Source organism: Kibdelosporangium banguiense, assembly GCF_017876405.1.
GTDB classification, from domain to species: Bacteria; Actinomycetota; Actinomycetes; order Mycobacteriales; family Pseudonocardiaceae; genus Kibdelosporangium; species Kibdelosporangium banguiense.
Window position 1 is genome coordinate 5976877 of sequence record NZ_JAGINW010000001.1, and the last position, 25060, is coordinate 6001936.

The 25060-nt window shown below is 65.9% G+C and carries 22 protein-coding genes; 16 read left to right on the forward strand and 6 right to left on the reverse strand.

Annotated elements, in window-relative coordinates; genetic code table 11:
• Positions 1-217: 217 nt before the first annotated feature.
• Positions 218-1315 carry a Gfo/Idh/MocA family protein gene (locus JOF56_RS28185; protein ID WP_307855292.1) on the forward strand — a complete coding sequence of 366 codons (1098 nt, stop codon included), beginning with the start codon at positions 218-220 and terminating at the stop codon, positions 1313-1315.
• Here the strand turns inward: JOF56_RS28185 and JOF56_RS28190 are convergent.
• On the reverse strand, positions 1296-2189 hold the full coding sequence (locus JOF56_RS28190) for an anti-sigma factor RsbA family regulatory protein (protein ID WP_209642506.1): 894 nt from the start codon (positions 2187-2189) through the stop codon (positions 1296-1298). The genes JOF56_RS28185 and JOF56_RS28190 overlap by 20 nt on opposite strands.
• 182 nt (positions 2190-2371) lie before the next feature.
• On the opposite strand from JOF56_RS28190, the gene JOF56_RS28195 reads away from it, so the two are divergent.
• A complete protein-coding gene (locus tag JOF56_RS28195; protein WP_209642507.1) occupies positions 2372-3187 on the forward strand; it encodes a 2,3-diaminopropionate biosynthesis protein SbnB in 816 nt (271 codons plus the stop codon).
• Positions 3188-3345: 158 nt separating this feature from the next.
• On the opposite strand, the gene JOF56_RS28200 is transcribed toward JOF56_RS28195, so the two are convergent.
• Positions 3346-4320, reverse strand: coding sequence for a 2-dehydropantoate 2-reductase (locus JOF56_RS28200; protein WP_209642508.1), 975 nt, complete (start codon positions 4318-4320; stop codon positions 3346-3348).
• 108 nt (positions 4321-4428) lie between these two features.
• Between JOF56_RS28200 and JOF56_RS28205 the strand changes: the two genes are divergently transcribed.
• From JOF56_RS28205 to JOF56_RS28240, 8 genes are all read left to right on the forward strand, one after another.
• Positions 4429-6117, forward strand: coding sequence for a SelB domain-containing protein (locus JOF56_RS28205; RefSeq protein ID WP_209642509.1), 1689 nt, complete (start codon positions 4429-4431; stop codon positions 6115-6117).
• On the forward strand, positions 6114-6374 hold the full coding sequence (locus JOF56_RS28210; RefSeq protein WP_209642510.1) for a DUF6457 domain-containing protein: 261 nt from the start codon (positions 6114-6116) through the stop codon (positions 6372-6374). The genes JOF56_RS28205 and JOF56_RS28210 overlap by 4 nt, the downstream gene beginning before the upstream one ends.
• A 92-nt stretch (positions 6375-6466) precedes the next feature.
• Entirely contained in the window at positions 6467-8191 is a 1725-nt protein-coding gene (locus JOF56_RS28215) for a thiamine pyrophosphate-binding protein (RefSeq protein ID WP_209642511.1), read from the forward strand.
• Positions 8192-8204: 13 nt separating this feature from the next.
• Entirely contained in the window at positions 8205-9434 is a 1230-nt protein-coding gene (frc, locus tag JOF56_RS28220; RefSeq protein WP_209642512.1) for a formyl-CoA transferase, read from the forward strand.
• A 4-nt stretch (positions 9435-9438) separates the two neighbouring features.
• The gene (locus JOF56_RS28225) at positions 9439-11571 is read left to right on the forward strand and encodes an acetate--CoA ligase family protein (protein WP_209642513.1); all 2133 of its coding nucleotides are present in this window, start codon (positions 9439-9441) and stop codon (positions 11569-11571) included.
• A 217-nt stretch (positions 11572-11788) separates the two neighbouring features.
• Positions 11789-13195, forward strand: a complete 1407-nt coding sequence (locus JOF56_RS28230) for an Nramp family divalent metal transporter (RefSeq protein ID WP_245378431.1) — start codon at positions 11789-11791, stop codon at positions 13193-13195.
• Positions 13195-13737, forward strand: coding sequence for a hypothetical protein (locus JOF56_RS28235; protein WP_209642514.1), 543 nt, complete (start codon positions 13195-13197; stop codon positions 13735-13737). The genes JOF56_RS28230 and JOF56_RS28235 overlap by 1 nt, the downstream gene beginning before the upstream one ends.
• Entirely contained in the window at positions 13734-14717 is a 984-nt protein-coding gene (locus tag JOF56_RS28240; RefSeq protein ID WP_209642515.1) for a TerC family protein, read from the forward strand. Before JOF56_RS28235 ends, JOF56_RS28240 begins: the two co-directional genes overlap by 4 nt.
• A 33-nt stretch (positions 14718-14750) precedes the next feature.
• Here the strand turns inward: JOF56_RS28240 and JOF56_RS28245 are convergent, their stop codons facing one another.
• Positions 14751-14930: a hypothetical protein gene (locus JOF56_RS28245; RefSeq protein ID WP_209642516.1), complete on the reverse strand. Its 180-nt coding sequence runs from the start codon at positions 14928-14930 to the stop codon at positions 14751-14753.
• Positions 14931-15556: 626 nt separating this feature from the next.
• Between JOF56_RS28245 and JOF56_RS28250 the strand changes: the two genes are divergently transcribed.
• Positions 15557-16933, forward strand: a complete 1377-nt coding sequence (locus JOF56_RS28250) for an OFA family MFS transporter (RefSeq protein ID WP_209642517.1) — start codon at positions 15557-15559, stop codon at positions 16931-16933.
• A 1-nt stretch (position 16934) separates the two neighbouring features.
• On the opposite strand, the gene JOF56_RS28255 is transcribed toward JOF56_RS28250, so the two are convergent.
• Both JOF56_RS28255 and JOF56_RS28260 read right to left on the reverse strand, forming a co-directional pair.
• Positions 16935-17645, reverse strand: a complete 711-nt coding sequence (locus tag JOF56_RS28255; protein ID WP_209648535.1) for a GntR family transcriptional regulator — start codon at positions 17643-17645, stop codon at positions 16935-16937.
• Positions 17646-17674: 29 nt separating this feature from the next.
• Positions 17675-19015, reverse strand: a complete 1341-nt coding sequence (locus tag JOF56_RS28260; protein WP_209642518.1) for an OFA family MFS transporter — start codon at positions 19013-19015, stop codon at positions 17675-17677.
• Between the two features lie 53 nt (positions 19016-19068).
• Between JOF56_RS28260 and sucC the strand changes: the two genes are divergently transcribed.
• From sucC to JOF56_RS28285, 5 genes are read left to right on the forward strand one after another with little or no spacing between them, the layout of a single operon-like run.
• Positions 19069-20205: an ADP-forming succinate--CoA ligase subunit beta gene (gene sucC, locus JOF56_RS28265; protein ID WP_209642519.1), complete on the forward strand. Its 1137-nt coding sequence runs from the start codon at positions 19069-19071 to the stop codon at positions 20203-20205.
• 1 nt (position 20206) lies between these two features.
• Positions 20207-21091, forward strand: a complete 885-nt coding sequence (gene sucD / locus JOF56_RS28270) for a succinate--CoA ligase subunit alpha (RefSeq protein WP_209642520.1) — start codon at positions 20207-20209, stop codon at positions 21089-21091.
• A 24-nt stretch (positions 21092-21115) separates the two neighbouring features.
• The gene (gene cbiE, locus JOF56_RS28275) at positions 21116-22297 is read left to right on the forward strand and encodes a precorrin-6y C5,15-methyltransferase (decarboxylating) subunit CbiE (RefSeq protein ID WP_209642521.1); all 1182 of its coding nucleotides are present in this window, start codon (positions 21116-21118) and stop codon (positions 22295-22297) included.
• Complete coding sequence (gene cobM, locus JOF56_RS28280) at positions 22294-23037, forward strand: precorrin-4 C(11)-methyltransferase (RefSeq protein WP_209642522.1); 744 nt, start codon at positions 22294-22296, stop codon at positions 23035-23037. The genes cbiE and cobM overlap by 4 nt, the downstream gene beginning before the upstream one ends.
• Positions 23034-23759: a cobalt-precorrin-6A reductase gene (locus tag JOF56_RS28285; protein ID WP_209642523.1), complete on the forward strand. Its 726-nt coding sequence runs from the start codon at positions 23034-23036 to the stop codon at positions 23757-23759. The genes cobM and JOF56_RS28285 overlap by 4 nt, the downstream gene beginning before the upstream one ends.
• Here JOF56_RS28285 and JOF56_RS28290 read toward each other — a convergent pair.
• A complete protein-coding gene (locus JOF56_RS28290) occupies positions 23691-24917 on the reverse strand; it encodes an HNH endonuclease signature motif containing protein (RefSeq protein ID WP_307855294.1) in 1227 nt (408 codons plus the stop codon). The two genes, JOF56_RS28285 and JOF56_RS28290, sit on opposite strands and share 69 nt — an antisense overlap.
• Positions 24918-25060 lie beyond the last annotated feature (143 nt).

Sequence of the window (25060 nt, forward strand, 5' to 3'; positions counted from 1 at the left end):
GCGCCGACGAGCTCAAGGCCGCCTCTACTCAGTGTAAAATCGAGCCTTTCGGGCCGTTGGCCGACGTTCCAGCGGGGCTCGGGGTCACTGTTGGGGGCAGAAACCCAAGCAGAGCCCGACGATCGGCCCACCTCACCAGACGCGAACCATGTTTTGATTGTGGTGCCAAGGGATACCAACGCGGATGGCAAGGGCAGTCGGCGAGGGGAGAGCTTCTGTGACAATCGATGCCGCGAAAATCGGGGTCGTCGGGCTTGGCGTGATCAGCAAAATCTACCTGGAGACCTTGCAGCGGCTGGAGAACACGCGTGTGGTCGCGGTGTCGGACCTGTTGCCGGACCGGGCGATGGCGGTGGCTGCCGAACATCCGGGAGTCCGCGCCGCCTCCGTCGAGGAGATCTACAGCGATCCCGGCATCGACCTGATCCTCAACCTGACTATCCCGGCGGCGCACGCGTCTGTCGCTCGCAGCGCGATCGCGGCGGGAAAGCACGTCTATGGCGAGAAGCCCCTGGCGGTCGACACGGTCGATGCGAAAGAGATCCTTTCCATGGCGGACAAGGCCGGCCTGAAGGTGGGCTGCGCGCCGGACACAGTTCTGGGGACGGGCGTACAGACCGCGAGAGCGACGCTGGACGCAGGTGGGATCGGCGTGCCGTTCGCGGCGACCGCGTTCATGACGTCGTCTGGGCCGGAGCGTTGGCATCCGGACCCGGAGTTCTACTACCAGCCCGGTGGTGGGCCTCTGCTGGACATGGGCCCGTACTACCTCACCGCTCTGATCACCCTGCTTGGCCCGGTTCGGCGGGTTGTCGGTATGGCGTCCACGCCGGAGTCCACACGGACCATCGGCAGCGGTCCACGGGCGGGCACGATCTTCCCGGTGGGCGTGGCCACGCATGTCACCGGCGTGCTTGAGCACACCAACGGCGCGCTGTCGACGTTGGTGCTGAGCTTCGGGGTCTGGGCAGGTCAGCTGCCGCGAATCGAGATCTATGGCGCCGAGGGGTCGATCTCGGTACCCGATCCGAACACCTTCGAGGGGACGGTTTCGGTCTTCCGCCCGGATGATCCACAGTGGATTGTCGTGCAGCCGTCCGGCGGGTATCCGGGGTCGAACCGGGGTTACGGCGTCGCCGACATGGTGCAGGCGATCACCGACGGCACGCCGCACCGCGCGAGCGGCGACCTCGCCTACCACGTCCTGGACATCATGGAGTCACTGCTCGCCGCGGCCGAAACCGGCACGTCGGTGGAGGTCATGAGCACCTGCGAACGCCCGGCGGCCGTTCCGCTCAGCCCGCCGCCGGTGTAGTGAAGTAGATCCGGATGGCGGTGCCTTCCGGTGTGGTGTGGATCCGGACGAGGTCGGCCATGTGGTTGACCATCAGCAGGCCTCGTCCGCCGATCTGCATGGCGGGCGCGGGGATACGGCCGACAAGCGGATTCGCCAGGTAACCGCTGTCGTTGACCTGACAGATGACGCTTCCGGCTTCGATCCACGCGCACACTGTGCCTGTACCGCCGCCGTGTCGGATGCTGTTCGCTGCGAGTTCGTCGATGCACAGGACCAGGTCGTCGACGCGGGCGCCCAGACCGGCCTGGGTGCCGAATTTGGTGATGAAGCGACGGGTGTCGGCCAGAGTCGCGGCTTCCACGCAGCGGTACTCGGCGTCCGTGGGAGTGGGCAGCGGCTCGTTGTACTTCGCGATCACCGCGTCTGGGTCGTAGGCGTCGCCTTGGTGCGTGTGTCCGGCGTCCGCGAGGACTTCGGGGGACAGTGTCTCGGCGTCGTACGGGCAGCGGATGTTCACCCGCCGGCCGGCGAACGCATAATTGATCAAGGCCTCATGCTGGGCGCATGCCGGGTATTCGGCGGCCGAACGCGCCGGCCAGACGGGTTCGCCGATGATCCGGACCGGGGTTTCGTGGCCGTCGGCGAAGGCCCGCAGCACGCCGGGGATGATCTGACCGGGGTTGCGGCCGGCCTTGGCCATGTCGACCAGGTGCACCTGCCCGGCCGAGTCACCCAGTACCTGCCGGATCAGCCCGAGCCGTGCGGGCGGCACGATGACGGCCACCGCTTCACCCAGCGCCAGGCCCTCGCTGACGAACGGCACAGTGCCCGCGAGGTACTCCTCCGCGCCACGGTAGAACAGTGCGGAGTGCACGAACCGGTCAGTGGACATCAAACCTCTTTGTGGTCGGGCCAGTACCACGATCCCATGAGTTGCCCACGTATGCATGACACTGGCTTGGTGTGATCGCGTGACCCCGATCAGTGACGAGAGCCTGGGTTCTGTGCGAGCATGCTTGCTGTCGCGCCGCCAACTCCCTGCAGCCGTTTGCGGACGCGCTGAGGAGGCTGTTGATGCTGGTTCCGTCGTTCGCTGTGCTGTCCGGCAGCCAGGTGCGGCGCGTGTTGCACGGGCGGGAACGTCAGGTCATCGAGATCGTCGACGCCGCATATCGCACGCATGGCGCAGGCAGCGCTCCAACAGGCGGGGCAGGGGAGGCGATCCTCGTGCTCAAGCAGGGCGACACCGGCCATCCGTTCGCGTGCATGGAGAACTTGACCATCAGGGCGGTCCGGACGGCCGCGCTGACCGTGCTCGCGGCAGGCTGGCTGAGCCGCAATCGCGGCCGGGCCCGGCTCGGGTTCGTGGGGCTGGGGCGGGTCGCCCGTTATGTGCACACGTATCTGACCGCGACCGGCTGGCGATTCGACGAGGTGCACGCCTACGACCCGGCAGGCCAGCGTGCGACGGCGTTTCGGTCCTATGTGGAACGCCGGGGCGGACGGGTGGATCTGAGTTCCGGGATACGGAATGTGATTGCGAGCTCGGACCTGGTGGTGTTCGCGACCAGCGCGGACGGTGCTCATGTGCACGACCCCGCGTGGTTCGGGCACAACCCCGTTGTTCTGCAGATATCCCGGCGGGACCTGGCGCCGGAGGTGATGCGCTCGGCCGCCAACTTCGCCGACGACGTCCACCTGAGCGGCCGCACGCTGTACGACGTCATGACCGGATCGGTGGATGTTCCCGCCGATCGGCCGGCCGTGTTCACGCCCTTCGGCGTGGCCGATCTTGACGTCGCGGTGGGACAGCACGTCTACAACGAGGTCCGCGCCAGCGGAACGCTGTCGGTCGTGGACGACTTCTTCGCCGACGGGATCCTGCTGTAGCGGGGTGGCCGGGAACGTCCCGGCCACCCCGGTTCTCCACTGTGGACAGATAACGTGACACGCCTACGCTGCGCGCGAGATTTGTCGCTCGTGAGCCAAGGCCACGAAGTACTCGAGCTGGCGCAGCAACACGGCCCGGAGGCTACCCGTAAAAGGGGTCAGGCGGCGGTCAGCTGCTCGTTCAACAGGTCGGCCACGGCCGAGATGGCGCGCAATGTGGGTACCTTGGCGCCGGTCAGATCGGCCAGCTCGACGACCGCCTTGATGATCACGTCCAGCTCGAGGGGCTTGCCCTTCTCCAGATCCTGGAGGGTGGACGTCTTGTGGTCACCCGCCCGCTCGGCGCCGGCCAGCCTGCGCTCGATCGACATCCGCGGGTGGCAGCCGAGGCCGGCGGCGACCTCGAGGGTTTCGGTCATCATCCTGACGACCAGTTCGCGGGCGGCGCCATGTTTGCAGATCGATGCCATGGTGGCCCGCGAGAGGGCGCTGATCGGGTTGAACGCGATGTTGCCCATCAGCTTGATCCAGATGTCGTTGCGAAGATCGGCCTCGACCGGGCACTTGAGCCCGCCTGCCACCATCGCGTCGGCGAACTGTTTGCAGCGCACGGAGATCGTCCGGTCTGGTTCGCCGATCGAGAACCGGGTGCCCTCCAGGTGACGGATCACCCCGGGCGCCTCGATCTCGGTCGCCGCGTACACGACGCAGCCCACGGCCCGCTGGACCGGTAGTGCCCTGCTCACTGTGCCGTCCGGGTCGACGCTTTCGATCCGGTGGTCCTCGTGCGGACCGGGCAACCCGTGGAAGTACCAGTAGGGGATGCCGTTCTGGGCGGTGATCAGGGTGGTCGTCTCGTGCAGCAGCGGCTGGACCATCGGCCCCGCCGCTGCGTACTGGTTGGCTTTCAGGCCGAGGAAGACGTGGTCGACCGGGCCGACCTCTTCCGGGTTGTCGGTTGCGTTCGGATGGACCTCGAAGTCTCCGCGTGGACTGAGTACCTTGAGACCCGACGCCTTGATCGCCTGCAGATGGGCTCCACGGGCGATCAGATGAACCTCGACTCCAGCACGATGGAGTCCGGCTCCGACATACGCGCCGATCGCACCGGCGCCAAGAACAGCAACTCTCACGGGCGGCTCCGTTCTTGCGTCGATAGTGTATTCAGTATACCGTATGAACACCTTCGGTCAACGGTGTCGAGGAGGCATGAAAATGCCTGGTAAGAGGCGATATGCGCGATGTGGTTGCTAGCCACGGCGGGCCACGCCGATCACGGAAAGTCGACACTGGTGCAGCGGCTCACCGGAATGACACCGGTGCGCGGCTCGGCGTGGACACCATTGCCGTCGGGGCGAATGGTGGAACTGGCGGACTTGCCTGCCTCCGCCACATTGGCCGGGATCTGCCCGGTTTCGGCTGTACTCCTTGTGGTTGCCGCTGACGCGGGCTGGATGTCGCAGTCCAGCGAGCATCTGGCCGCGCTCCATGCGTTGGGAATTCGGGAAGGCCTGCTGGTCATCACCCGCAGCGACCTGGCCGATCCGTTGCCCGTGTTGCGCCGCGCCCGGGCTGAGCTGGCCGGTACCAGCCTCGCCGACGCCGAACCTGTTGTGGTCAGTGGCCTGACCGGGCAGGGCATCGCGCAATTACGGTCGGCGCTCGACCGGCTGGCCGACCGGATGCCGTTGCCGGACCCCGACGCCGCGGTGCGGATCTGGGTGGACGACAGTGCCGGGGCCGTTGTCACGGGCACGCTTGCGGTGGGGAGACTGAATACCGGCGACGAACTGGTGATCGCACCGACCGGACGGCGAGTGCGGATCGAGTCGCTGGAATCGCTTGGCAGGCCCAGAGTCCAGGTGGCCGCGGCCAGCCGGGTGGTGATGACAGTAGAGGGGATCAATCCCCGCCGGATGCGCCGCGGCCAGGCTCTGGTCGCAGTCAACAGCTGGCGGTTCGTATCGGTCGTCGACGTCCGGCTCAAGATGCTGGACAAATCCGGCATGCCGGCACGGGAGCTCGTCCTGCACGTCGGCTCAGCCGCGATACCAGCGCACGTGCGCCATTTGGGCCCGGCGGTCGCGCGCCTGACCCTGCAGTCGGCTTTGCCGCTGAGAATCGGTGATTCCGGCCTGCTGCACGATCCGGCGAGGCGTCAGGTGGTCGCAGGCGTGACTGTCCTGGACATTCTGCCGCCCGATCTCAAGCGCAGTGGCGCCGTGGCCGAGCGTGCGATCGAACTGTCCAAACGAGACGCCTCCGCCGACGGTCTCGCCGAGCTGCGCAGGCGTGGCATGGTACGGCGAAGTGACCTGACAGCAATGGGGTGCACGGTCCCGCGGGCGCCGTCGGTGGGGGAGTGGCTGTTTGATCCTGACCGGTTCCAGAAGCTTCGCGCCGCCCTGCTGGACGCGGTCAAAGACTATGTGGCCGGCCATCCGGACGATCCGGCGATGCCGAAACCTGTTGCCGCGCAAGTGCTCGACTTGCCGGACCGGCGCCTGGTCGAACCGCTGGCGCGGGCATCACGGGGTTTGGGGATCCGGATGCTCGGCGGCCGGCTTGTGCTGGGGCCGCGAGACGCGATCGAGCGGCTGTGTGAGGACCTGGCCCTGGAGCCGTTCGCCGCGCCGGAACAACCACGGCTCAACGAACTGGGGTTGACGCCGAAGCGCCTGAACGCGGCCGTTGCCAAGGGATTGCTGATCCGGCTGGCCGATGGCGTCTACCTCCGGCCGGACGCGATCGACCTGGCCAAGGCCGTCCTGGGCGACCTGCCCGACATGTTCACCGTCGCCGAGGTCCGCACCGCGCTGCGTACCAGCAGGCGAGTGGCGGTGCCGTTGCTGGAACTGCTGGACGCGCGGGGGGTGACCGAACGACTGGACGCAAGTCAGCGACGACTGCGGAAGGGACGGCGGACATGAAGGTCTACCCTCGCGACCTGCCGGCGGAGTGGACTGACCTGGCCTGCACCGAACTCGGCGTGCGGCCGGACGAACTGGACATAGCAGAACTACTCGCCCTGGCCCGGTATGTGGCCAGGGATGTCGGTGGCGCGGCTGTCGCGCTCACCTTCTACCTGCTCGGAATTGCGGTGGGCCGGGGGATTCCCCAGACCGAAGCCGCCTCGCGAGTGTCCACTTTGGTGGAACGCTGGCGGGGCGTCGACTGGCGCGATTGAGCGGCGGATCGAACTCTGGACAAAGGGACATCAAGAGGTCCACTATGAAGTACATACGGTATGCAGTATGCGACCCGAGGAGCTGACCACAGATGGCACAAACGGCCCAGGCGGTGCCCGAGAACGCAGCATCCAATGGTGCCGCCGAGCCCGAGATGATCTCTGGTGGTCACCTCGTGGCCAAGGCACTCAAGGCCGAGGGCGTTGATGTGATCTTCACGCTCTGCGGCGGCCACATCATCGATATCTACGACGGCTGTGTCGACGAGGGCATCGAAGTGGTCGACGTACGGCACGAGCAGGTGGCGGCGCACGCCGCGGACGGATACGCGCGGATCACCGGCAAGCCCGGATGCGCGGTCGTCACCGCGGGCCCAGGCACGACGGACGCGGTCACCGGCGTGGCCAACGCCCTGCGTGCGGAGAGCCCGATGCTGCTGATCGGCGGTCAGGGGGCGCTGAGCCAGCACAAGATGGGCTCACTGCAGGACCTGCCGCACGTCGACATGATGGCCCCGATCACCAAGTTCGCCGCTGGTGTGCCGCACACCGAGCGGATCGCCGACCTGGTGTCGATGGCGTTCCGCGAGAGCCTCGCCGGCGCGCCCGGCCCGTCGTTCCTGGAGATCCCGCGCGACATCCTGGACGCGAAGGTGCCGTTGGCCAAGGCCCGCATCCCTGAGGCGGGCCGTTACCGCGCGTCGACCAAGTCCGTCGGCGACCCGGCCGACATCGAGCGCCTGGCCGACCTGATCGTGCACTCCGAGAAGCCCTGTGTACTGCTGGGCAGCCAGGTCTGGACCACGCGGGGCAGCGACGACGCGATCGAATTCGTTCGTACGCTGAACATCCCGGCGTTCATGAACGGCTCAGGCCGTGGCACGCTGCCGCCTGGCGACCCGCACCACCTGCAACTGGCACGCCGTTACGCGTTCCAGAACTCGGACCTGATCATCATCGTCGGCACCCCGTTCGACTTCCGGATGGGTTACGGCAAGCGGCTTTCGCCCTCGGCCACCGTGGTCCAGATCGACCTGGACTACCGCACGGTCGGCAAGAACCGCGACATCGACCTCGGCATCGTCGGCGACGCCGGTGCTGTGCTCGCCGCGGTCACCCAGGCCGCGTCCGGCCGCACCAGCACCGGCGCCGCCAACCGCAAGTCGTGGCTGGAGGAGCTGCGGGGCGTCGAGGACGCCGCCTTCCAGAAGCGCCTGCCGCGCCAGCTGTCGGACGCCAGCCCGATCGACCCGTACCGGCTGGTGCACGAGATCAACGAGTTCCTCACCGAGGACTCCATCTACATCGGCGACGGCGGCGACATCGTCACCTTCTCCGGCCAGGTCGTGCAGCCCAAGGCGCCCGGCCACTGGATGGACCCGGGTCCACTGGGGACACTGGGGGTCGGCGTTCCCTTTGTCCTCGCGGCGAAGTACGCCCGCCCGGACAAGGAGGTCGTCGCCCTGTTCGGTGACGGCGCCTTCTCGCTGACCGGCTGGGACTTCGAGACCCTGGTCCGGTACAACCTGCCGTTCGTGGGCATCGTGGGCAACAACTCCTCGATGAACCAGATCCGCTACGGCCAGATCGCCAAGTACGGCGAGGACCGTGGCCGCGTCGGCAACACGCTCGGCGACGTCCACTACGACCAGTTCGCCAAGATGCTCGGCGGTTACGGCGAGGAAGTACGTGATCCCAAGGACATCGGGCCCGCACTGCGCCGCGCCCGCGAGTCCGGCCTGCCATCGCTGATCAACGTCTGGGTCGACCCGGACGTCTACGCGCCCGGCACGATGAACCAGACCATGTACAAGTAGGGAGGGCTCCGATATGGGCAAGGCACTCGACGGTGTGCGCGTTCTGGACTTCACCCACGTCCAGTCCGGGCCCTCCGCCACGCAGATCCTGGCTTGGCTGGGAGCCGATGTGGTCAAAGTGGAGGCACCGACCGGTGACATCACCCGCAAGCAGCTGCGGGACCTGCCGGATGTGGACAGTCTCTATTTCACGATGCTCAACTGCAACAAGCGCAGCATCACCCTGAACATGAAGAGCGACCGGGGAAAGCAGCTGTTCACCGAGATGATCGGCAAGTTCGACGTCATGGTGGAGAACTTCGGCCCCGGCGCGGTCGACCGGATGGGTTTTCCCTGGGAGAAGCTGCAGGAGCTCAACCCCAGACTCATCTACGCCTCGATCAAGGGTTTCGGCGACGGCCCGTACACGCACTACAAGGCGTACGAGGTCGTGGCCCAGGCCATGGGCGGCTCGATGAGCACCACCGGCTTCGAAGACGGGCCGCCGCTGGCCACCGGCGCGCAGATCGGCGACTCCGGTACCGGAATGCACGCCGTGGCAGGCATTCTCGCCGCGCTGTACCAGCGTGAGCAGACCGGCCGCGGCCAACGCGTGACTGTCGCGATGCAGCACGCGGTGCTCAACCTGGCCCGCGTCAAGCTCCGCGATCAGCAGCGGCTGACTCACGGCCCGCTCAAGGAGTACCCGAACAAGGAGTTCGGCGACGCGGTGCCACGCTCGGGCAACGCATCCGGTGGCGGCCAGCCCGGCTGGGCAGTCCGTTGTGCGCCAGGCGGTCCGAACGACTACGTCTACGTGATCGTCCAGCCGGTGGGCTGGGAGCCGATCACGAAGCTGATCGGCCGGGAGGACCTGACCGAGGACCCCGAGTGGGCCACCCCGGAGGCCCGGCTGAACAAACTGGACAAGATGTTCCAGCTGATCGAGGAATGGTCGATCAACCACAGCAAGTACGACGTGCTGGCGATGCTGAACAAGCACAACATCCCCTGCGGCCCGATCCTGTCCACCAAGGAGATCATCGAGGACGAGTCGTTGCGCGCCAACGACATGGTCGTCGACGTTCCGCACCCGCAGCGCGGCGAGTTCACCACGGTCGGCATGCCGATCAAGCTGTCGGACTCCATCGCGGAGGTCGAGCGCTCCCCGCTGCTCGGCGAGCACAACCGGGATATCTACGTCCAGGAACTGGGCGTCGGCGAAGAGGAGCTCGACGAGCTCGCCGCGAACGGAGTGATCTAGACCTATGAGCTACGATGCCGAGACTGTCCGGGAGATCCTGGACAAGGTTCGTGCTGAGGGCCGTGAGGCGCTGACCGCGCCGGAAGGCAAGCGGGTATGCGACGCCTACGGCATTCCGACACCCGGTGAAGGACTCGCGGCCACCGCCGAGGAGGCGGTGAACCTGGCCGAGAAGATCGGCTTCCCGGTCGTGATGAAGATCGTGTCCCCGGACATCCTGCACAAGACCGAGGCCGGGGGTGTGCTCGTCGGACTGTCCGATTCGGACAGGGTCGCCACCGGCTTCGACACGATCATCGCCAACGCCAAGCAGTACAAGGCCGGCGCGCGGATCGACGGCGTGCAGGTGCAGCAGATGGTCGGCGGTGGCCAGGAGGTCATCATCGGCGCGACCACCGACCCGACCTTCGGCAAGGTCGTCGCGTTCGGGCTCGGTGGCGTGCTGGTCGAGGTCCTCAAGGACGTCACCTTCCGGCTGGCCCCGGTCGACCAGGCCGAAGCGGTGTCCATGCTGGACGGGATCGCGGCGGCCGAGGTGCTCAAGGGCGCCCGCGGTGCCGACCCGGTGGACGCCGACACGCTGGCCGACGTCATCCGGCGAGTGTCCGAACTGGTCACCGACTTCCCGGAGATCGCCGAGTTCGACCTCAACCCGGTGTTCGCGTCCAAGGATGGCGCGATCGCCGCGGACGTGCGGATCATCCTGCAGGCCGGTCCGGTGGCCGAGCGCAGGCAGATCCCGCAGGAGGAGATCCTGCGGGTGATGACCCGGCTGATGAACCCGAAGGCCGTCGCCGTGGTCGGTGCGTCCGACCAGGACGGCAAAATCGGCAACTCGGTGATGAAGAATCTGATCAACGGCGGCTACCAGGGCGAGATCTACCCGATCAACCCCAAGGCCGACGAGATCCTCGGCAAGAAGGCGTATCCGTCGGTCACCGCCATTCCTGGCGATGTGGACGTCGCGGTGTTCGCCATCCCGGCCAAGTTCGTGCCGGGCGCGCTGGAGGAGTGCGGCGACAAGGCGATCCCGGCCGCCGTGCTGATCCCGTCCGGCTTCGCCGAGACCGGCAACCACGAGCTGCAGGACCAGATCGTCGAGATCGCCCAGCGGCGCGGCATCCGGATGCTCGGCCCGAACATCTACGGCTACTACTACACGCCGCAGAATCTCTGTGCGACGTTCTGCACACCCTATGACGTGAAGGGTGGCGTCGCGCTGACGTCGCAGAGTGGTGGCATCGGCATGGCCATCCTCGGCTTCGCCCGGTCCACCAAGATGGGCGTGTCGGCGATCGTCGGGCTGGGCAACAAGTCCGATGTGGACGAAGACGACCTGATCACGTACTTCGCCCAGGACGACAACACCAATGTCGTCGCGATGCACCTTGAGGACCTCAAGGACGGCCGCGCGTTCGTCAAGGCCGCCAAGGAGATGACCAAGAAGAAGCCGGTCATCGTGCTCAAGGCGGGCCGCACTGCGATGGGCGCACGGGCGGCCAGCTCGCACACCGGTGCGCTCGCCGGTGACGACAAGGTCTACGACGATATCCTCAAGCAGGCCGGTGTGATCCGGGCGCCCGGTCTCAACGAGATGCTCGAGTACGCCCGCGGTGTGCCGCTTTTGCCCGCACCGCAAGGCGAAAACGTCGTCATCATCACGGGTGCGGGCGGTTCGGGTGTGCTATTGTCGGACGCCGTCGTCGCGGAGGGACTGTCCTTGATGGACATCCCGCCGGATCTCGACGAAGCGTTCCGCAGGTTCATCCCGCCGTTCGGTGCCGCGGGCAACCCGATCGACATCACCGGTGGTGAACCGCCGTCCACCTACGAGGCCACCATCCGGCTGGGCCTGGAAGACCCCCGCATCCACGCGCTGATCCTCGGCTACTGGCACACCATCGTCACACCCCCTATGGTGTTCGCCGAACTGACCGCGCGAGTTGTGCAGGAGGCCAGGGCCAAGGGCATCGACAAGCCGGTGGTGGCATCCCTGGCCGGTGACGTCGAGGTGGAACAGGCTTGCGAATACCTTTACGACAGGCGCATTGTGGCGTACCCGTACACCACTGAGCGTCCAGTGGCTGTGCTAGGTGCGAAGTACCGGTGGGCCCGGGCAGCTGGACTGCTCGGCTGACAACCGCGAGACCCCTCGTGGCGGGTGCCGCGCTCACGGTGCCCGCCATGAGGTCGAAAGGAAAAGGGAAAACACAGGGGGTTGTCCGACCGGGACGTTACATCGGAAATTCCTCAAAGGAGAGGGGTCGGAGATGGATACCTCGAAAACCCCGGCAGCCGGGCCGAAATTAGTCGCCGGCGAGGAGAGAGTGTGGCGAGCCGGTCGGCTCGATCCCATGCCCATCCGAACCCTGCCCGAGGCACCACCGTCGATCCACCTGCTTGGACCCACGGTTTTCCTGGTCGCCCTCGGTGTCGGGATGGGCGAGTCGTACATGTGGCCGAGGCTGGTGCTGGTCTTCGGCCCGGAGATCAGGTGGCTGTTCCTGATCGGTGTGACGTTGCAGGCCGTGGTGATGCTCGAGATGGCCCGCTACGCGATGGCCACCGGCGAGAGCATCTTCACCGGTGCGGCCCGTGTGTTCAAACCGATCATGTGGTTCTTCTTCGTCACCGCCATATTGGTCTACATCTGGCCAGGCCACCTCTCCGCGGGCGCCGCGGCGTTCGAGGAGATAACAGGCATACCGTGGGTCGTGACAGCCTGCGTTGCCTTGATCCTGGTGGGCATTCTGTTCAGCCTCGCCAGGGTCATCTACAACCTGCTGGAGAACGTGCTCGCGCTGCTGATCGGCCTGCTGGTCGTCGGCACCGCGGTGATCGCCTCGATGGTCGGCAGCTGGGACGATCTGGCCTCCACCCTCGGCGGCATGTTCGCCTTCGGTTACATGCCATCAGGTGCGTTGACGGATGCCTGGTTCCCCATCCTCGTGGGATCGATCGCGTTCGCCGGCCCATCGGGTATGCAGCAGATGTGGTACACGCTGCACCTGCGGGACAGCGGCGCCGGCATGGGCTCGCACATTCCGAAGCTGCGCGGCCTGCGCCACGCGGGTGAGGAAGAGGAGATGCCCAACCGCGGGTTCATGTTCGACACCGAGAACCCCGACGAGATGCGCAAGTGGAAAGGGTGGCGGCGCTGGGTCACCTTCGATGCCCTGCTTCTGTTCTGGGGCATCACGATGCTTGTCACCATCTCGTTCACGGTGCTGGCCCAGTCCGCGGCCCGGGCCAACCCGGACGTCAAGACACTGATCGAGTCCGGTGACCGTTCCGCCGCGTTGTCTGCCATGTCCGACGCGTTCGCCTCGGCAGGCGGCTCGGTGCTCGGTGGCCTGTTCTTCGGATTCATCGCGCTGATCGGGTTGAACGCGACGTTGGGGCTCTTCGACTCGTTCTCGCGCGGTCAGGCCGACATGACGTACTTCTTCGTTAAGGGCGCCAAGCGGTTCAAGATGTCGCACCTGTACGCCGGGTTCCTGTGGGGCGTGATCACGTTCGGCATCCTGATCCTGCTGTTCGGCCCTGCCGACGGCCCGGAGTCGGTGCTGGACATCCTGGCGTTCCTGTCCACGTTCGCCATGGGCGCCTACTGCGTCGTGTTGTTGCTGGTGAACAACAAGATGCTGCCCAAGCCGATCCGTCCGAAGTGGTGGACCAACGCGATCATCGGCTTCGGCGCGGTGTTCTACCTGGGCATGCTGTTCTTCAGCCTGCTGCGCTTCGGGGTGGTCGTGGGCTGATGGACACTGCACGGGTACGCGAGCTGGCAGAAGTAGGCCTTCCCGGATTCGCCGTCGGTTTCTTCGCCGGCACCGTGGCCGGCCTGATGGCCCTTCTCGTCGGACAGCCACTTGGCTGGGCCATGGTGGCGGCACTGGCGCTCGGGTTGCCACTCGGGCTACTCGGCGCCGTCTACAGCATCCTGCTGGCCCTTGGCAAAGTCCGTATCGGCGGGTTCGCACCCGTCTGCTTGTACTGGCTGATCGGTTTCCCCCTGGCAAGGCTCGCGCAGGAGGTACTGACTCGCCTGGTGCTGACCGGACAACCCGGTGGCCCGCCCGACGTCCTCGGTTTCCTTGCCTACCAAGGATTGATCAGCGCGGGTTTCGCGTTCGGGTTCCTCTGGCTGCACGAACGCCTGGCGCCGCAGTGGTGGCGCCGGATGTCCGACCATAACCCCGCTGCGCTGCGGGTCTATGAACGCTACGCCTCACATGCGCGTGTCATGTGGGAGGCGCGAGAGGCCCGTAAACGCAGGCGGGAGGCGAGCAAGTCCCGATGAACATCCCCACATGGGTTTGGCTGGTCACAGTGGCCGGCTTGTCCGCAATGATCATGTTCGACTTCTATCTGGTGTCGCGCAACCCGCGGAAACCCTCGATGCGGGAATGTACGGCCTGGGTCTCGTGCTACGTGGGTCTGGCCGTCCTTTTCGGACTCGGTGTGACCCTGTTCGCGGGTGGACAGGCCGGCGGTGAGTTCTTCGCCGGTTGGGTCACCGAGTACTCGCTCTCGGTGGACAACCTCTTCGTGTTCATCATCATCATGGGTGCCTTCGCTGTCCCCAAGCAGTTCCAGCAGAAGGTGCTGTCGATCGGGATTGTCCTGGCACTGCTGATGCGTGGTGCGTTCATCGCGGTGGGTGCCCAGGCGGTCTCCCGATTCGACTGGCTGTTCTACGTTTTCGGCGCGTTCCTCATCTACACCGCCTGGAAGCTGATCCGCCACCAGGACGACGACGAGGAGGAGTTCAAGGAAAACGCGGTTCTCCGTGTGGTCAAGAAGGTTCTGCCGGCCACGGACTCCTACGACGGTGCGAGGATCACCACCCGGGTGGACGGGCGCAAGCTGGTCACGCCGATGCTGATCGTGATGGTCGCGATCGGCACGACGGACCTGCTGTTCGCCCTGGACTCCATCCCGGCGATCTTCGGCCTCACCAAGGAGCCTTACCTGGTGTTCACCGCGAACGCGTTCGCCCTGATGGGCCTGCGACAGCTGTTCTTCCTGATCGGCGGCTTGCTGGACAAGCTCGTCTACCTCAGCAAGGGGCTGTCGGTCGTGCTGGCCTTCATCGGCGTGAAGCTCGTGTTCGAGGCGATGCACCACGACGGTGTGAGCTGGGCTCCGGAGATTCCGATCCTGCTCTCGCTCGGCATCATCCTCGGCACACTGGCAGTGACGACGGTGGCGAGCTTGATCAAAGTCCGGAAGCAGCCGAAGCACAGCGAGCCCGAGTCGGTGACCGTCTCGGCAGACTGATCGGTACCCAGGGGCAGGCGTCAGGACGGTGGCTCAGACCGTCTTGGCGTCTGCCTTCTTGCTGTTCCGCAGGTACGTCTCGACCTCAGCGGAGAGACCCTGCTCGGCGCGCGCCATCGCGGCCGTGAGTCCCACACCGATCCTGCCGCCGTCCGCCGAAGCGCCCAGCGGACCACGGGTGAGAGTCTCGAAGATCTCCCGGATCCTGCTCATCAGACTCAACTCCTCCTTCTCGGTCGCCACTCTGGTCGACTGCCTACAGCATACAATCCGTACGGGCGTTCCGCACAGTGGGTGATGTCACATCACTCTATGTGTTCAACCGCTGCGGATCGTGTTGTGAACGGGGTCTCGTCCGGCTGCTTCCAGTTGAATACCCATGTACGCGCGTGGCAACCGGGAGGTGCTGTACGCCACTGCGAACGGCGGCGTCGCGCGGCATCCGGGGAATTCCATTTTATTTACTTCTCTTTGCTCTTTCTTTATGTTCAGCCCTGTGGGGACTTTCGTCGCATTGGTGGGCGATTCAGGCGAGCTTCCCGAAAAGGACTTATCACGATTCTGAACTCGATGCGGACATTTTTGTGTCCTTTTTCTGCGGATTGGCGGGATTTTGGAGAATTCTTGGAAAAGATTTCTGGACTTCTCCGGTGATCGAGGCCACTATCGGTTTCAGGTCGCATTCAGTATGCAATCCAGTGGGCTTGGATGTGGCTGGTCGCGGTGCCGCACCAGCGTGGCGGCACCGTGCTGGCGTTGGCGGACAAGCGAAACGCCTGCCTGCGGTCGCAGGCGCAGTGATCCAAATCCGATTTCGCAATCGGTCAGGAGAGGCTTGCATGGCGACCAGTTTTCAACAGATCACCGACCACAATGGCCGGATCTACCGGGTGGGTGAGACACCCGGGGACATCACGGGCCGCTCCCGGGGCTGGATGGTGTTCCTGCCCTGGCTGGCGATGATGGCGGTCAGCGTATTCGAATACGGCTGGGGCGCGGCCGAGGAAACCCTGGAGCAGGTGCACGGCTGGTCGTTGAACGACGCGTTCTGGCTGGCCAGCGTCTGGGCGGTATTCCAGGCGGGTGTGGCGTTCCCGGCGGGCAGGCTACGGGAAAAAGGCATCATGCCGGCCCGCACGGCGATGCTGATCGGCGCGTTGTGCAGCGGTATCGGTTATTTCACCATCGCACACAGCGGCAATCTGGTGCTGGCGTTCATCGGCTATTCGGTGCTCGGCGGCACCGGTGCCGGCCTGGTCTACGCGACCTGCATCAACATGGTGGGCAAGTGGTACCCGGAGAAGCGCGGCGCCCGGACCGGCTTCGTCAACGGCGGCTTCGCCTACGGCACCGTGCCGTTCATCTTCATCTTCAGTTACGTGTTCACGCCAGGGAACTTCGTGCTGGTGCTCGACCTCGTCGGCGTCTACATGCTGCTGATGGTCGGCGCATGCGGGCTGCTGTTCCGTGACCCGCCGAAGAACTGGTGGCCCGCGGAGGTCGACCCGCTGACCTGGAACAGCGGGAAGAACAAGAGCCTGGTCCGCAACCCGCCGGCGGTCCGGCAGTTCACCCCGATGGAGGCGATCAAGACCGGGATGCTGCCGCTGATGTGGGTCTGCCTGGTGATCATCGGCGGGGTTTCCCTGTTCGGCATCAACTTCCAGGTGCCGTTCGCCAAACAGAGCGGATTCGGGCCGTTCATCGTGGCGTCTTCGGCCGGTGTGCTCGCCGTGGTCAACGGTGTCGGCCGAGGCCTGTGCGGGTGGCTGTCGGACAGGCTGGGCCGCCGCCGGACGCTCACACTGGTGTTGCTGATCGCCGCTGTGGCGCAGTTCGGCGTGCTCTATGCCGGCAACACCGGGAACCTGTGGCTGTTCATGGTCTTCGCGTTCGTCAACGGCTTCGGCGGCGGCGCGTTCTACCCCTTGTTCGCCGCGCTGGTGCCGGACTACTTCGGCGAGAACAACAACGCGTCGAACTACGGCCTGGTCTACAGCGCCAAACTGGTCGGCGGGATCGGCGGCGGTGGCCTGGCCGCGGGCGTGGTTCTGGCATGGGGATACACCGGCGCTTACGTTCTCGCCGGGTGCATCGCCTTGCTGTCCGCGCTGTTGACGTTGTTGCTCAAGCAGCCAGGCCACCCGCGTGCCGAGTCGCGGGAGAAAGAGGCCAAGGAGGTCACTGCGGCCGGTGGGCTCGCGGTTTCCCAGTAGTTCAGGCCTGATCGGACTCGGCGGTGCGTTGGTCGTGATACGCCTGCCGGGTCCGTTCGGTGTGTCGGTTCATGATCATGCTTGCCAGGTCGGTGTCGTGCGCGGCGATCGCCTTGATCAGCTCGGCGTGCTCGTTCCACGCGTCGTGCCCGCGGGGCCGGGCGATCGGCCGGTAGTACCAGCGAACCCGGCGCTCGACCAACGCGATGTGCTCTGCCAGCACGGCATTGCCGGACAGTTGCGTGATGTATGCGTGCAGCGCCGCGTTCGCCTCGACCATGCCTTCCGCGTCGTCGGACTCGACCGCGCGCACGCCGTCCTGCTGGAGTTCCCACAGGCGGGCGATTTCCGCTTCGCCTGCCCGGGCCGCGGCCAGTCGCGCGGAATGCGTCTCCAGTACCGAACGCACGCTCAGCAGTTGGTCGGCTTCCTCTTCGGTCGGCGTGTGCACGAACGCGCCCTGCGCCGGGCGCAGATCCACCCAGCCCTCGGTTTGCAGGCGCTGCAATGCTTCGCGCACCGGCTGCCGGCTGACTCCCAGGTACTGCGCCAATTCAAGCTCGACAAGATGCTGACCTGGCTGCAGGGTTCCGTTGATGATCAGTTCGATCAGAGCGGTGTGGACCGCCTCGCGCAGCGGAGCGGGCCGCTCGACCCGTTGGGTAGCGGCCCCGCTCAGCGCACCACGTCCACCCCGCTTACCGCCCCCCATCGACTCGGGGAGCTGGATCACGGGTTCGTTCACCGAGTGCCTCCTGGCCCAACGGACGACATTGTGTCTACAACATACATTATGGGAAGCGTCGATACATGTCCTGGGCGGCGTAGCCGCACGCTCAGTATCGCCGACCCGAGCGCCGCGATCCCGGATAGCAAGAATACCGCCGGAAATCCCCAATCCGGTACGGCGAGCGCGGCGAGTCCGACGCCGATCACGCCGCCGAATGCCTTGGCGCTGTAGACCACCCCATGGGTCTTGGCGATGTCGCGGTCGCCGAAATACTCCCGGGCCAGGCTCGCGAAAAGCGGATAGAACGCGCCGCCGCCCGCGCCGGCCAGCGTGACCGCGAGCAGGAGCAGGAAGACCGATCCGGAGGACGCCGCGCCGGCCAGGCAGATCTGGCCGATCGCCTGCGCCACGAGCACGACGCCGATCGCCCGCCGGCGGCCGAGCCGCTCGGAGACCCGGATCGCCAGCGCACGGCTGGCACCGTTGGCGCCCAACAGGATCGCGGTCCCGAAGGCGATCACGGCCAGGCCGACGTTCATGTGCGCGCCGAGCGTCGCGAAGAAGGTGACGTTGAACAGCGAGACCGCGCTGGCGGCAAGCAGAACGAAGTACATCAGCGGCAGGACACCGGTGCGCAACGCTTCCCGCACGGAGAACTGGCGCACCGCCCGGGATGGGCTGCGGCGCCGGTCGACGGCCCATTCCTGCGGGTCGATCTGCGGCGGCCACCAGTTCGCAGGCGGGTCACGGAAGAACATGCCTGTCCCGGCGACCACGAGCGCGACGAGCACCGCGGTGATGTCGAGGGCGATGGCCGGCGGCGTGAAGAGGAAGGCCACGGCGAACGGGACGGCTCCGTAAGCGAATGCTCCGGTCACGAAACTGACCCGGGAGGCCATCTGTTCGGGGTGCCACTTGGCCACAGTCGACGTGCAGGTCGCGTACACCAGGCCGGCGCCGGTGCCGCCGAGAACCGAGTAACCGAGTAGCGCGGCGACGTAGGAATCGAAGTGTGCCAAGGAAACCAGCCCGACGAGCATGAGCACCGCGCCGAGCACCATGACTGCCCGCGGGCCGAGCTTGCCGCGCTCACGCAGATAGGCGGTGGGGAATCCCGCGATCGCCTGGAAGACCGTCCAAGCGGCGAGCAGCCACAGCGTCCCGCCGATCGTCCAGCCGCGTTCGGCCAGATGGGGGACCAGGGACCCGAAGGCGTACTGCATGACCCCGGTGGCCGCCATCGCGGCCCAGGGCAGCCAGGCCATCCATGTCCTGGGCCGCCCGATCAGCTCTTGCGGCTCCGGTCCCACTTGGTAGGTCCGGCCGAAGCAATCCCGTACCGATGGATACATCACGCCTCCCTCAGCTCTGGACAGGCAGGTCCATACTGCATACAGTCTACAACGTGGACCTGTACGAGTATCAAGCCAAAGAGCTCTTCTCGAAGCACGGCGTCCCGGTCGGCCCGCAGCGGGTCGTCGCCAGTCCCACGGACGCCGTCGTCGCCGCCCGTATCCTCGGCCTGCCGGTCGTGATCAAGGCCCAGGTCAAGACGGGCGGGCGCGGCAAGGCCGGCGGCGTGAAACTGGCCGGCAGCACCGACGACGTGACAACGCACGCCGAAGCGATCCTTGGCCTGGACATCAAGGGCCACATCGTCGGCAAGGTGCTCGTCACCCCGGCGTCCGAGATCGCCGAGGAGTACTACGTCTCGTTCCTGCTCGACCGGGCCAACCGCACGTTCCTGGCCCTGGCCTCGGCCGAGGGCGGCGTGGAGATCGAGGACAACGCCGACACCCTGGCCCGGATCCCGATCGACGCCGTCGAAGGCGTGGACCTGGTCAAAGCCCGCGAGATCGCCGCCGCGGCCGGACTGCCCGAGGCCACCGCACCGGTGATCGTGCAGCTGTGGAAGGCCTTTGTGGCCGAGGAAGCCACCCTGGTCGAGGTCAACCCGCTCGTGGCGGACCCGCGCGGCGAGATCATCGCGTTGGACGGCAAGGTCACGCTGGACGACAACGCTTCCTTCCGTCACCCGGGACACGCGGATCTGGTGGACACCGCCGCGGAGGATCCGTTCGAGGCGGCCGCGAAGGCCAAGGGCCTCAACTACGTCAAGCTCGACGGTCAGGTCGGCATCATCGGCAACGGCGCGGGCCTGGTCATGTCCACTTTGGACGTCGTGGCCTATGCGGGCGAGGCGTTCGGTGGCGTGAAACCCGCCAACTTCCTGGACATCGGTGGTGGCGCGTCGGCCGAGGTGATGGCCAACGGCCTGGAGATCATCCTGTCCGATCCGGACGTGCGCAGCGTCTTCGTGAACGTCTTCGGCGGCATCACGGCGTGCGACGCGGTGGCCAACGGCATCGTGCAGGCCTTGCAGTTCCTCGGCAAGGTCGACAAGCCGATCGTGGTCCGGCTGGATGGCAACAACGCCGAGGAAGGCAGGCGGATTCTCGCGGAGGCCGCGCTGCCCAGTGTGGTGCAGATCGAGACCATGGACGCGGCTGCCGAGCAGGCAGCGAAGCTGGCAGGGGTGTGACATGGCGATTTTCATCGACGAGAATTCCAAGGTCATCGTCCAGGGCATGACCGGCTCGGAAGGCCGCAAGCACACCGCCCGGATGCTCGCCGCCGCAACGACCATCGTGGGCGGCGTGACACCGGGCAAAGGCGGCCAGTCCGTCGAGATCGGACAGAAGGACCTGCCGGTCTACGACTCGGTGGGCAAGGCGATGGCCGACACCGGCGCGGACGCCACGGTGATCTTCGTCCCGCCCAGGTTCGCCAAAGGCGCTGTAGTGGAAGCGATCGACGCCGGCATCGGGCTCGCGGTCGTGATCACCGAGGGCATCCCGGTGCACGACTCGGCCTACTTCTGGGCGCACGCCTGCGCGAAGGGCAACAAGACCCGGATCATCGGCCCGAACTGTCCCGGCGTGATCTCCCCGGGCAAGGCGAACGCGGGCATCATCCCGGCCGACATCACCACCGCGGGCAAGATCGGCCTGGTGTCCAAATCGGGCACGTTGACCTACCAGCTGATGTACGAACTGCGGGACATCGGCTTCTCCACCGCGGTGGGCATCGGCGGCGACCCCGTGATCGGCACCACGCACATCGACGCCCTGGCCGCGTTCCAGGAGGACCCGGACACAGAGCTGATCGTGATGATCGGTGAGATCGGCGGCGACGCCGAGGAGCGTGCGGCGGCGTTCATCAAGGAGAACGTCACCAAGCCGGTCGTCGGCTACGTCGCGGGCTTCACCGCGCCGGAGGGCAAGACCATGGGCCACGCGGGCGCGATCGTGTCCGGTTCGGCCGGTACCGCCGCCGCCAAGCAGGAAGCCCTTGAGGCAGCGGGCGTCAAGGTCGGCAAGACGCCGAGCGCGACGGCAGCGTTGGCACGGGAGTTGCTCAACGGCTAGGACCGCGCTTATCGTCCCGACCTGATGAGTTCCGTGACGGTCGTCGGTATCGGCGCAGAGGGTTGGGACGGCCTTACCGGCGCCGCACGACGGGCGCTGTCGAAGGCCGACATCCTGCTGGGCAGTAAACGTCAGCTCGACCTGGTACCGGCTTCGGTTACGGCGGAGCGGGTGGCGTGGCCGTCGCCGATGATGCCCGCTGTGCCAGGCCTGCTGGAGACCTATCGCGACCGAGTTGTGTGCGTCCTGGCCAGCGGGGACCCGATGTTCTACGGAATCGGCTCCAAACTCGGCCCGGTCAGGGTGCTCACGCACCCGTCCTCGGTGTCGCTGGCGTGCGCCCGGCTGGGCTGGGCCCTGCAGGACGTCGAGGTCATCAGCACAGTCGGCAGACCCTTCGAAGTGGTGAACGCGGCCATCCATCCCGGCCGCCGGCTCCTGATTCTCAGTGAGAACGGCGACACGCCCACCAAGGTCGCAGGTCTGCTCGTGGGGCGGGGTTACGGCGGCAGCGTCATGACGGTGCTGTCTCGACTTGGCGGACCCGACGAATCACAGGTCTCTGCCACAGCGGCCGATTGGCATGGCATCTCCTCCACGCTGAACATTCTGGCTGTGGAATGCCGGGGCACAGGGTTGTTGCCGAACGTGCCCGGCCTTCCTGATGATGCATACGAAAGCGATGGCCAGCTCACCAAACGCGAAGTACGCGCCATTACTTTGTCGAGACTCGCCCCGATACCCGGCCAATTGCTGTGGGACGTCGGCGGAGGCGCAGGCAGCATCGCCATTGAATGGTCACGTACGCACCCGTCTTGCCGCGCCATCGCCGTAGAACGCGACGCCGTACGCGCAGCCCGGATTTCGATCAACGCTCGCGCCCTAGGTGTGCCCGGTGTTGAGGTCTCCCACGCTGCTGCCCCTGTCGACGGTCTCGCAACCCCGGACGCGGTGTTCATCGGCGGCGGTCTGACTGTCCCCGGAATGGTCGAATGGGCCTGGGCCGCACTGCGCCCCGGCGGACGGCTCGTGGCGAATGCGGTCACGATGGAGTCCGAGGTTGTTGTGGCCCAATGGCACGCTCGACTGGGTGGAGACCTCGTGCGGATCTCGGTGAGCCGAGGTTCGCCAGTAGGAGGCTTCACCGGCTGGCGCCCCCTCATGCCAGTCACAATCTGGGCCGTGACCAAGGAGAATCAGTCGTGACAGTGCATTTCATCGGAGCCGGACCAGGCGCGGCGGACCTGATCACGGTCCGAGGCCAGCGACTGATCGCGGCCTCACCCGTCTGTTTGTACGCAGGTGCACTCGTCCCCACGCAGTTGCTGGAGTTCTGCCCGCCCGGTGCGCGCCTGGTCGACACCGCGAACCTGAATCTGGACCAGATCACGTCAGAATTGGTGTCAGCCCATACTGCTGGACTGGACGTCGCCCGTCTGCATTCCGGTGACCCCTCGGTTTACAGCGCGATGGCCGAGCAGATGCGCCGGCTGGACGCGGCCGGTGTTCCCTACGACGTGACTCCTGGTGTCCCTGCCTTCGCCGCGGCCGCGGCATCGTTGAAACGTGAACTCACTGTTCCCGGCATCGGCCAGACTGTTGTCCTGACCCGGACCTCGGCCCGGGCCACCCCGATGCCCCCGGGCGAGGACCTGGCAACGCTTGGCCAGAGCCGTTCCACCATGGTGCTTCACCTTGCGGTGCAACGGATCGACGAGGTCATCGCAGAACTCACCCCAACCTACGGCCCAGACTGCCCAGTCGCGGTCGTCGCCTACGCCAGCCGGGAGGACGAGATCGTCCTGCGCGGCACCCTCGCGGACATCGCCGCGCAGGTACACGAAGCCGGGATCAAACGGACCGCGGTGATCATCGTCGGCCAGGTGCTCTCGGCAGCGGAATTCCTGGACAGCCACCTCTACTCAGTCGCCCGCGCCCGCCCATGACAGTGTTGTTGCTCGGCGGAACAGGCGAAGCCCGCCGTCTGGCTGAGGACCTGGCAGGCCAGTTCCGGGTGATCTCCTCCCTCGCGGGCAGAGTCCGGGAACCCAGGCTGCCACCCGGAGAAACCCGAACAGGAGGCTTCGGCGGCCGCGCAGGTTTTCGAACCTGGCTGGAATCGAACCCCGTCAGTGCTGTCATCGACGCCACCCACCCTTTCGCCGCCACAATGACCGCCACAGCCGCCGCGGTGACGGCAGAGCTAGGCATCCCCTTCCTGGTGTTGCGCCGCCCCGGCTGGCAGGAAACCCCGGGCGACAACTGGCATTGGGTCGGCAGCGTCACGGAGGCAGCCGCATCCCTCCCAGCAACCCGCGTCTTCCTGACGACAGGAAGAGAAGAACTGGAGGCCTTCGCCCACCTCGACACCCACTGGTTCCTGGCCCGCTCGGTAGAACCACCCGAACCGCCAATGCCCAGAAACCTGAAGGTAATCCTCGACCGCGGCCCCTTCACAGCAGACAACGAGCTCACTTTGATGCGCTCCCACAACGTAAAAGTACTCGTGACCAAGGACAGCGGCGGAACCATGACCTCCGCGAAACTTACGGCGGCCAGGCACGTGGAAATCCCAGTCGTCATAGTCCGTCGCCCACCTCTACCTGAAGACGTGACGTCTGTCCCGACTGTCCAAGCGGCAATTTCCTGGCTCAAGAACTCTGTGTAAGGCGTTCCGCCTCGGTTGTCGCGCCGGATCCACATAGGCCGGTGACGTGAAGTACGGAACATCATTGACCAGCTCGACTTCCCACTCACTCCGATGTATGAGCCTATAGTGCTGTCCACAGAGGAGCGCCAGATTCCCCAGCTGTGTCGGCCCGCCTTGCAACCAGGACTGAACATGATGACTGTGGCACACACTGGCAGGCCGATCACAACCAGGAAAAGCACACCCACGATCCCGCAGCACGAGAGCCCGCCGAATATGAGCAGGCACCACATAAGCGGGACTTGCGACATCCAACGGCTGTGACGCCCCACCCATCACGGCCGGAAGAACATGACAATCACAGGCAATCCTGCGCGCATCAGACACACTCAGGTTGCCGGGAAGGATCGTCTCCCCCAGGGCCCGTTCCAGGGCATCCAGCGAGATCGTGAACGCAACCTCGGTCTTCACCCCGTTGTGCGTCGGAAGATCCGGACAGTTGGCCGCCTTCTGCAACACGTCGGCGAAGGCGTCACCCCCACGCTCGGCGTAGCTGCGCGTGTCGTCGCTGTCGCGCTTGTCGAACGGCGCGAGCAACGCCTCGAAGAGTGAGGCGGTCTCGGCGTCAAGCCGCCCCTTGAACTCCATCCGCCCATCCCGGAAGGTGTGGCGTCGCAACTCCCGCTCCGGCCGCTGCGGCTCCTCGTCCGGCGGAGGAGCCCCGTCCGGATCCACGATCTCCCGCACATACCGCGCCGCGTACCGGGCCAGCGCACCAGGATCATCCTCCGCGGCCTTGGCCACCATCAGCTCCTCGGCCCAGGCGCGCTGTTCCCGATCCAGATGCCGCATACTGCCCAGGGTCTTCTGGATAACCTCGACATGCCCTGCCCCGAGGGTGCCCTGTTTGAGCCCGGCCGCTGTCACGGGCATCGCCGCGTCGGCCACCGCCCCGCTCGGCATGGTCACCTCATGCAACTGCTCCGCCTGCCCGATCCGCTGCCGGGCCTCACCCCGCGAAATCCGCAACGCATGAACAAGAAGAGCGGCAGTATTGGAATATTCAAGCCGCCCAGCACACCAACGACTGTCCAACTCCGACACAAGGTCAAGCATGGCAGAATAGTCTTGCCGCATCCGAGTTTCCAGAGCAGCGAGAGCCTCAACCAGCTCCACATCACTGCTCTGCCACAACGGCGACGCAACTTCCCCCGTGCCTCCACCCTACGCGCACAACACGTGAAAGTCCTTACCCCTCAACCCATTCACCCCATCGAGCGCCACCTACTCCGCAGCGCAACCAACCCTTGCTGCAACCA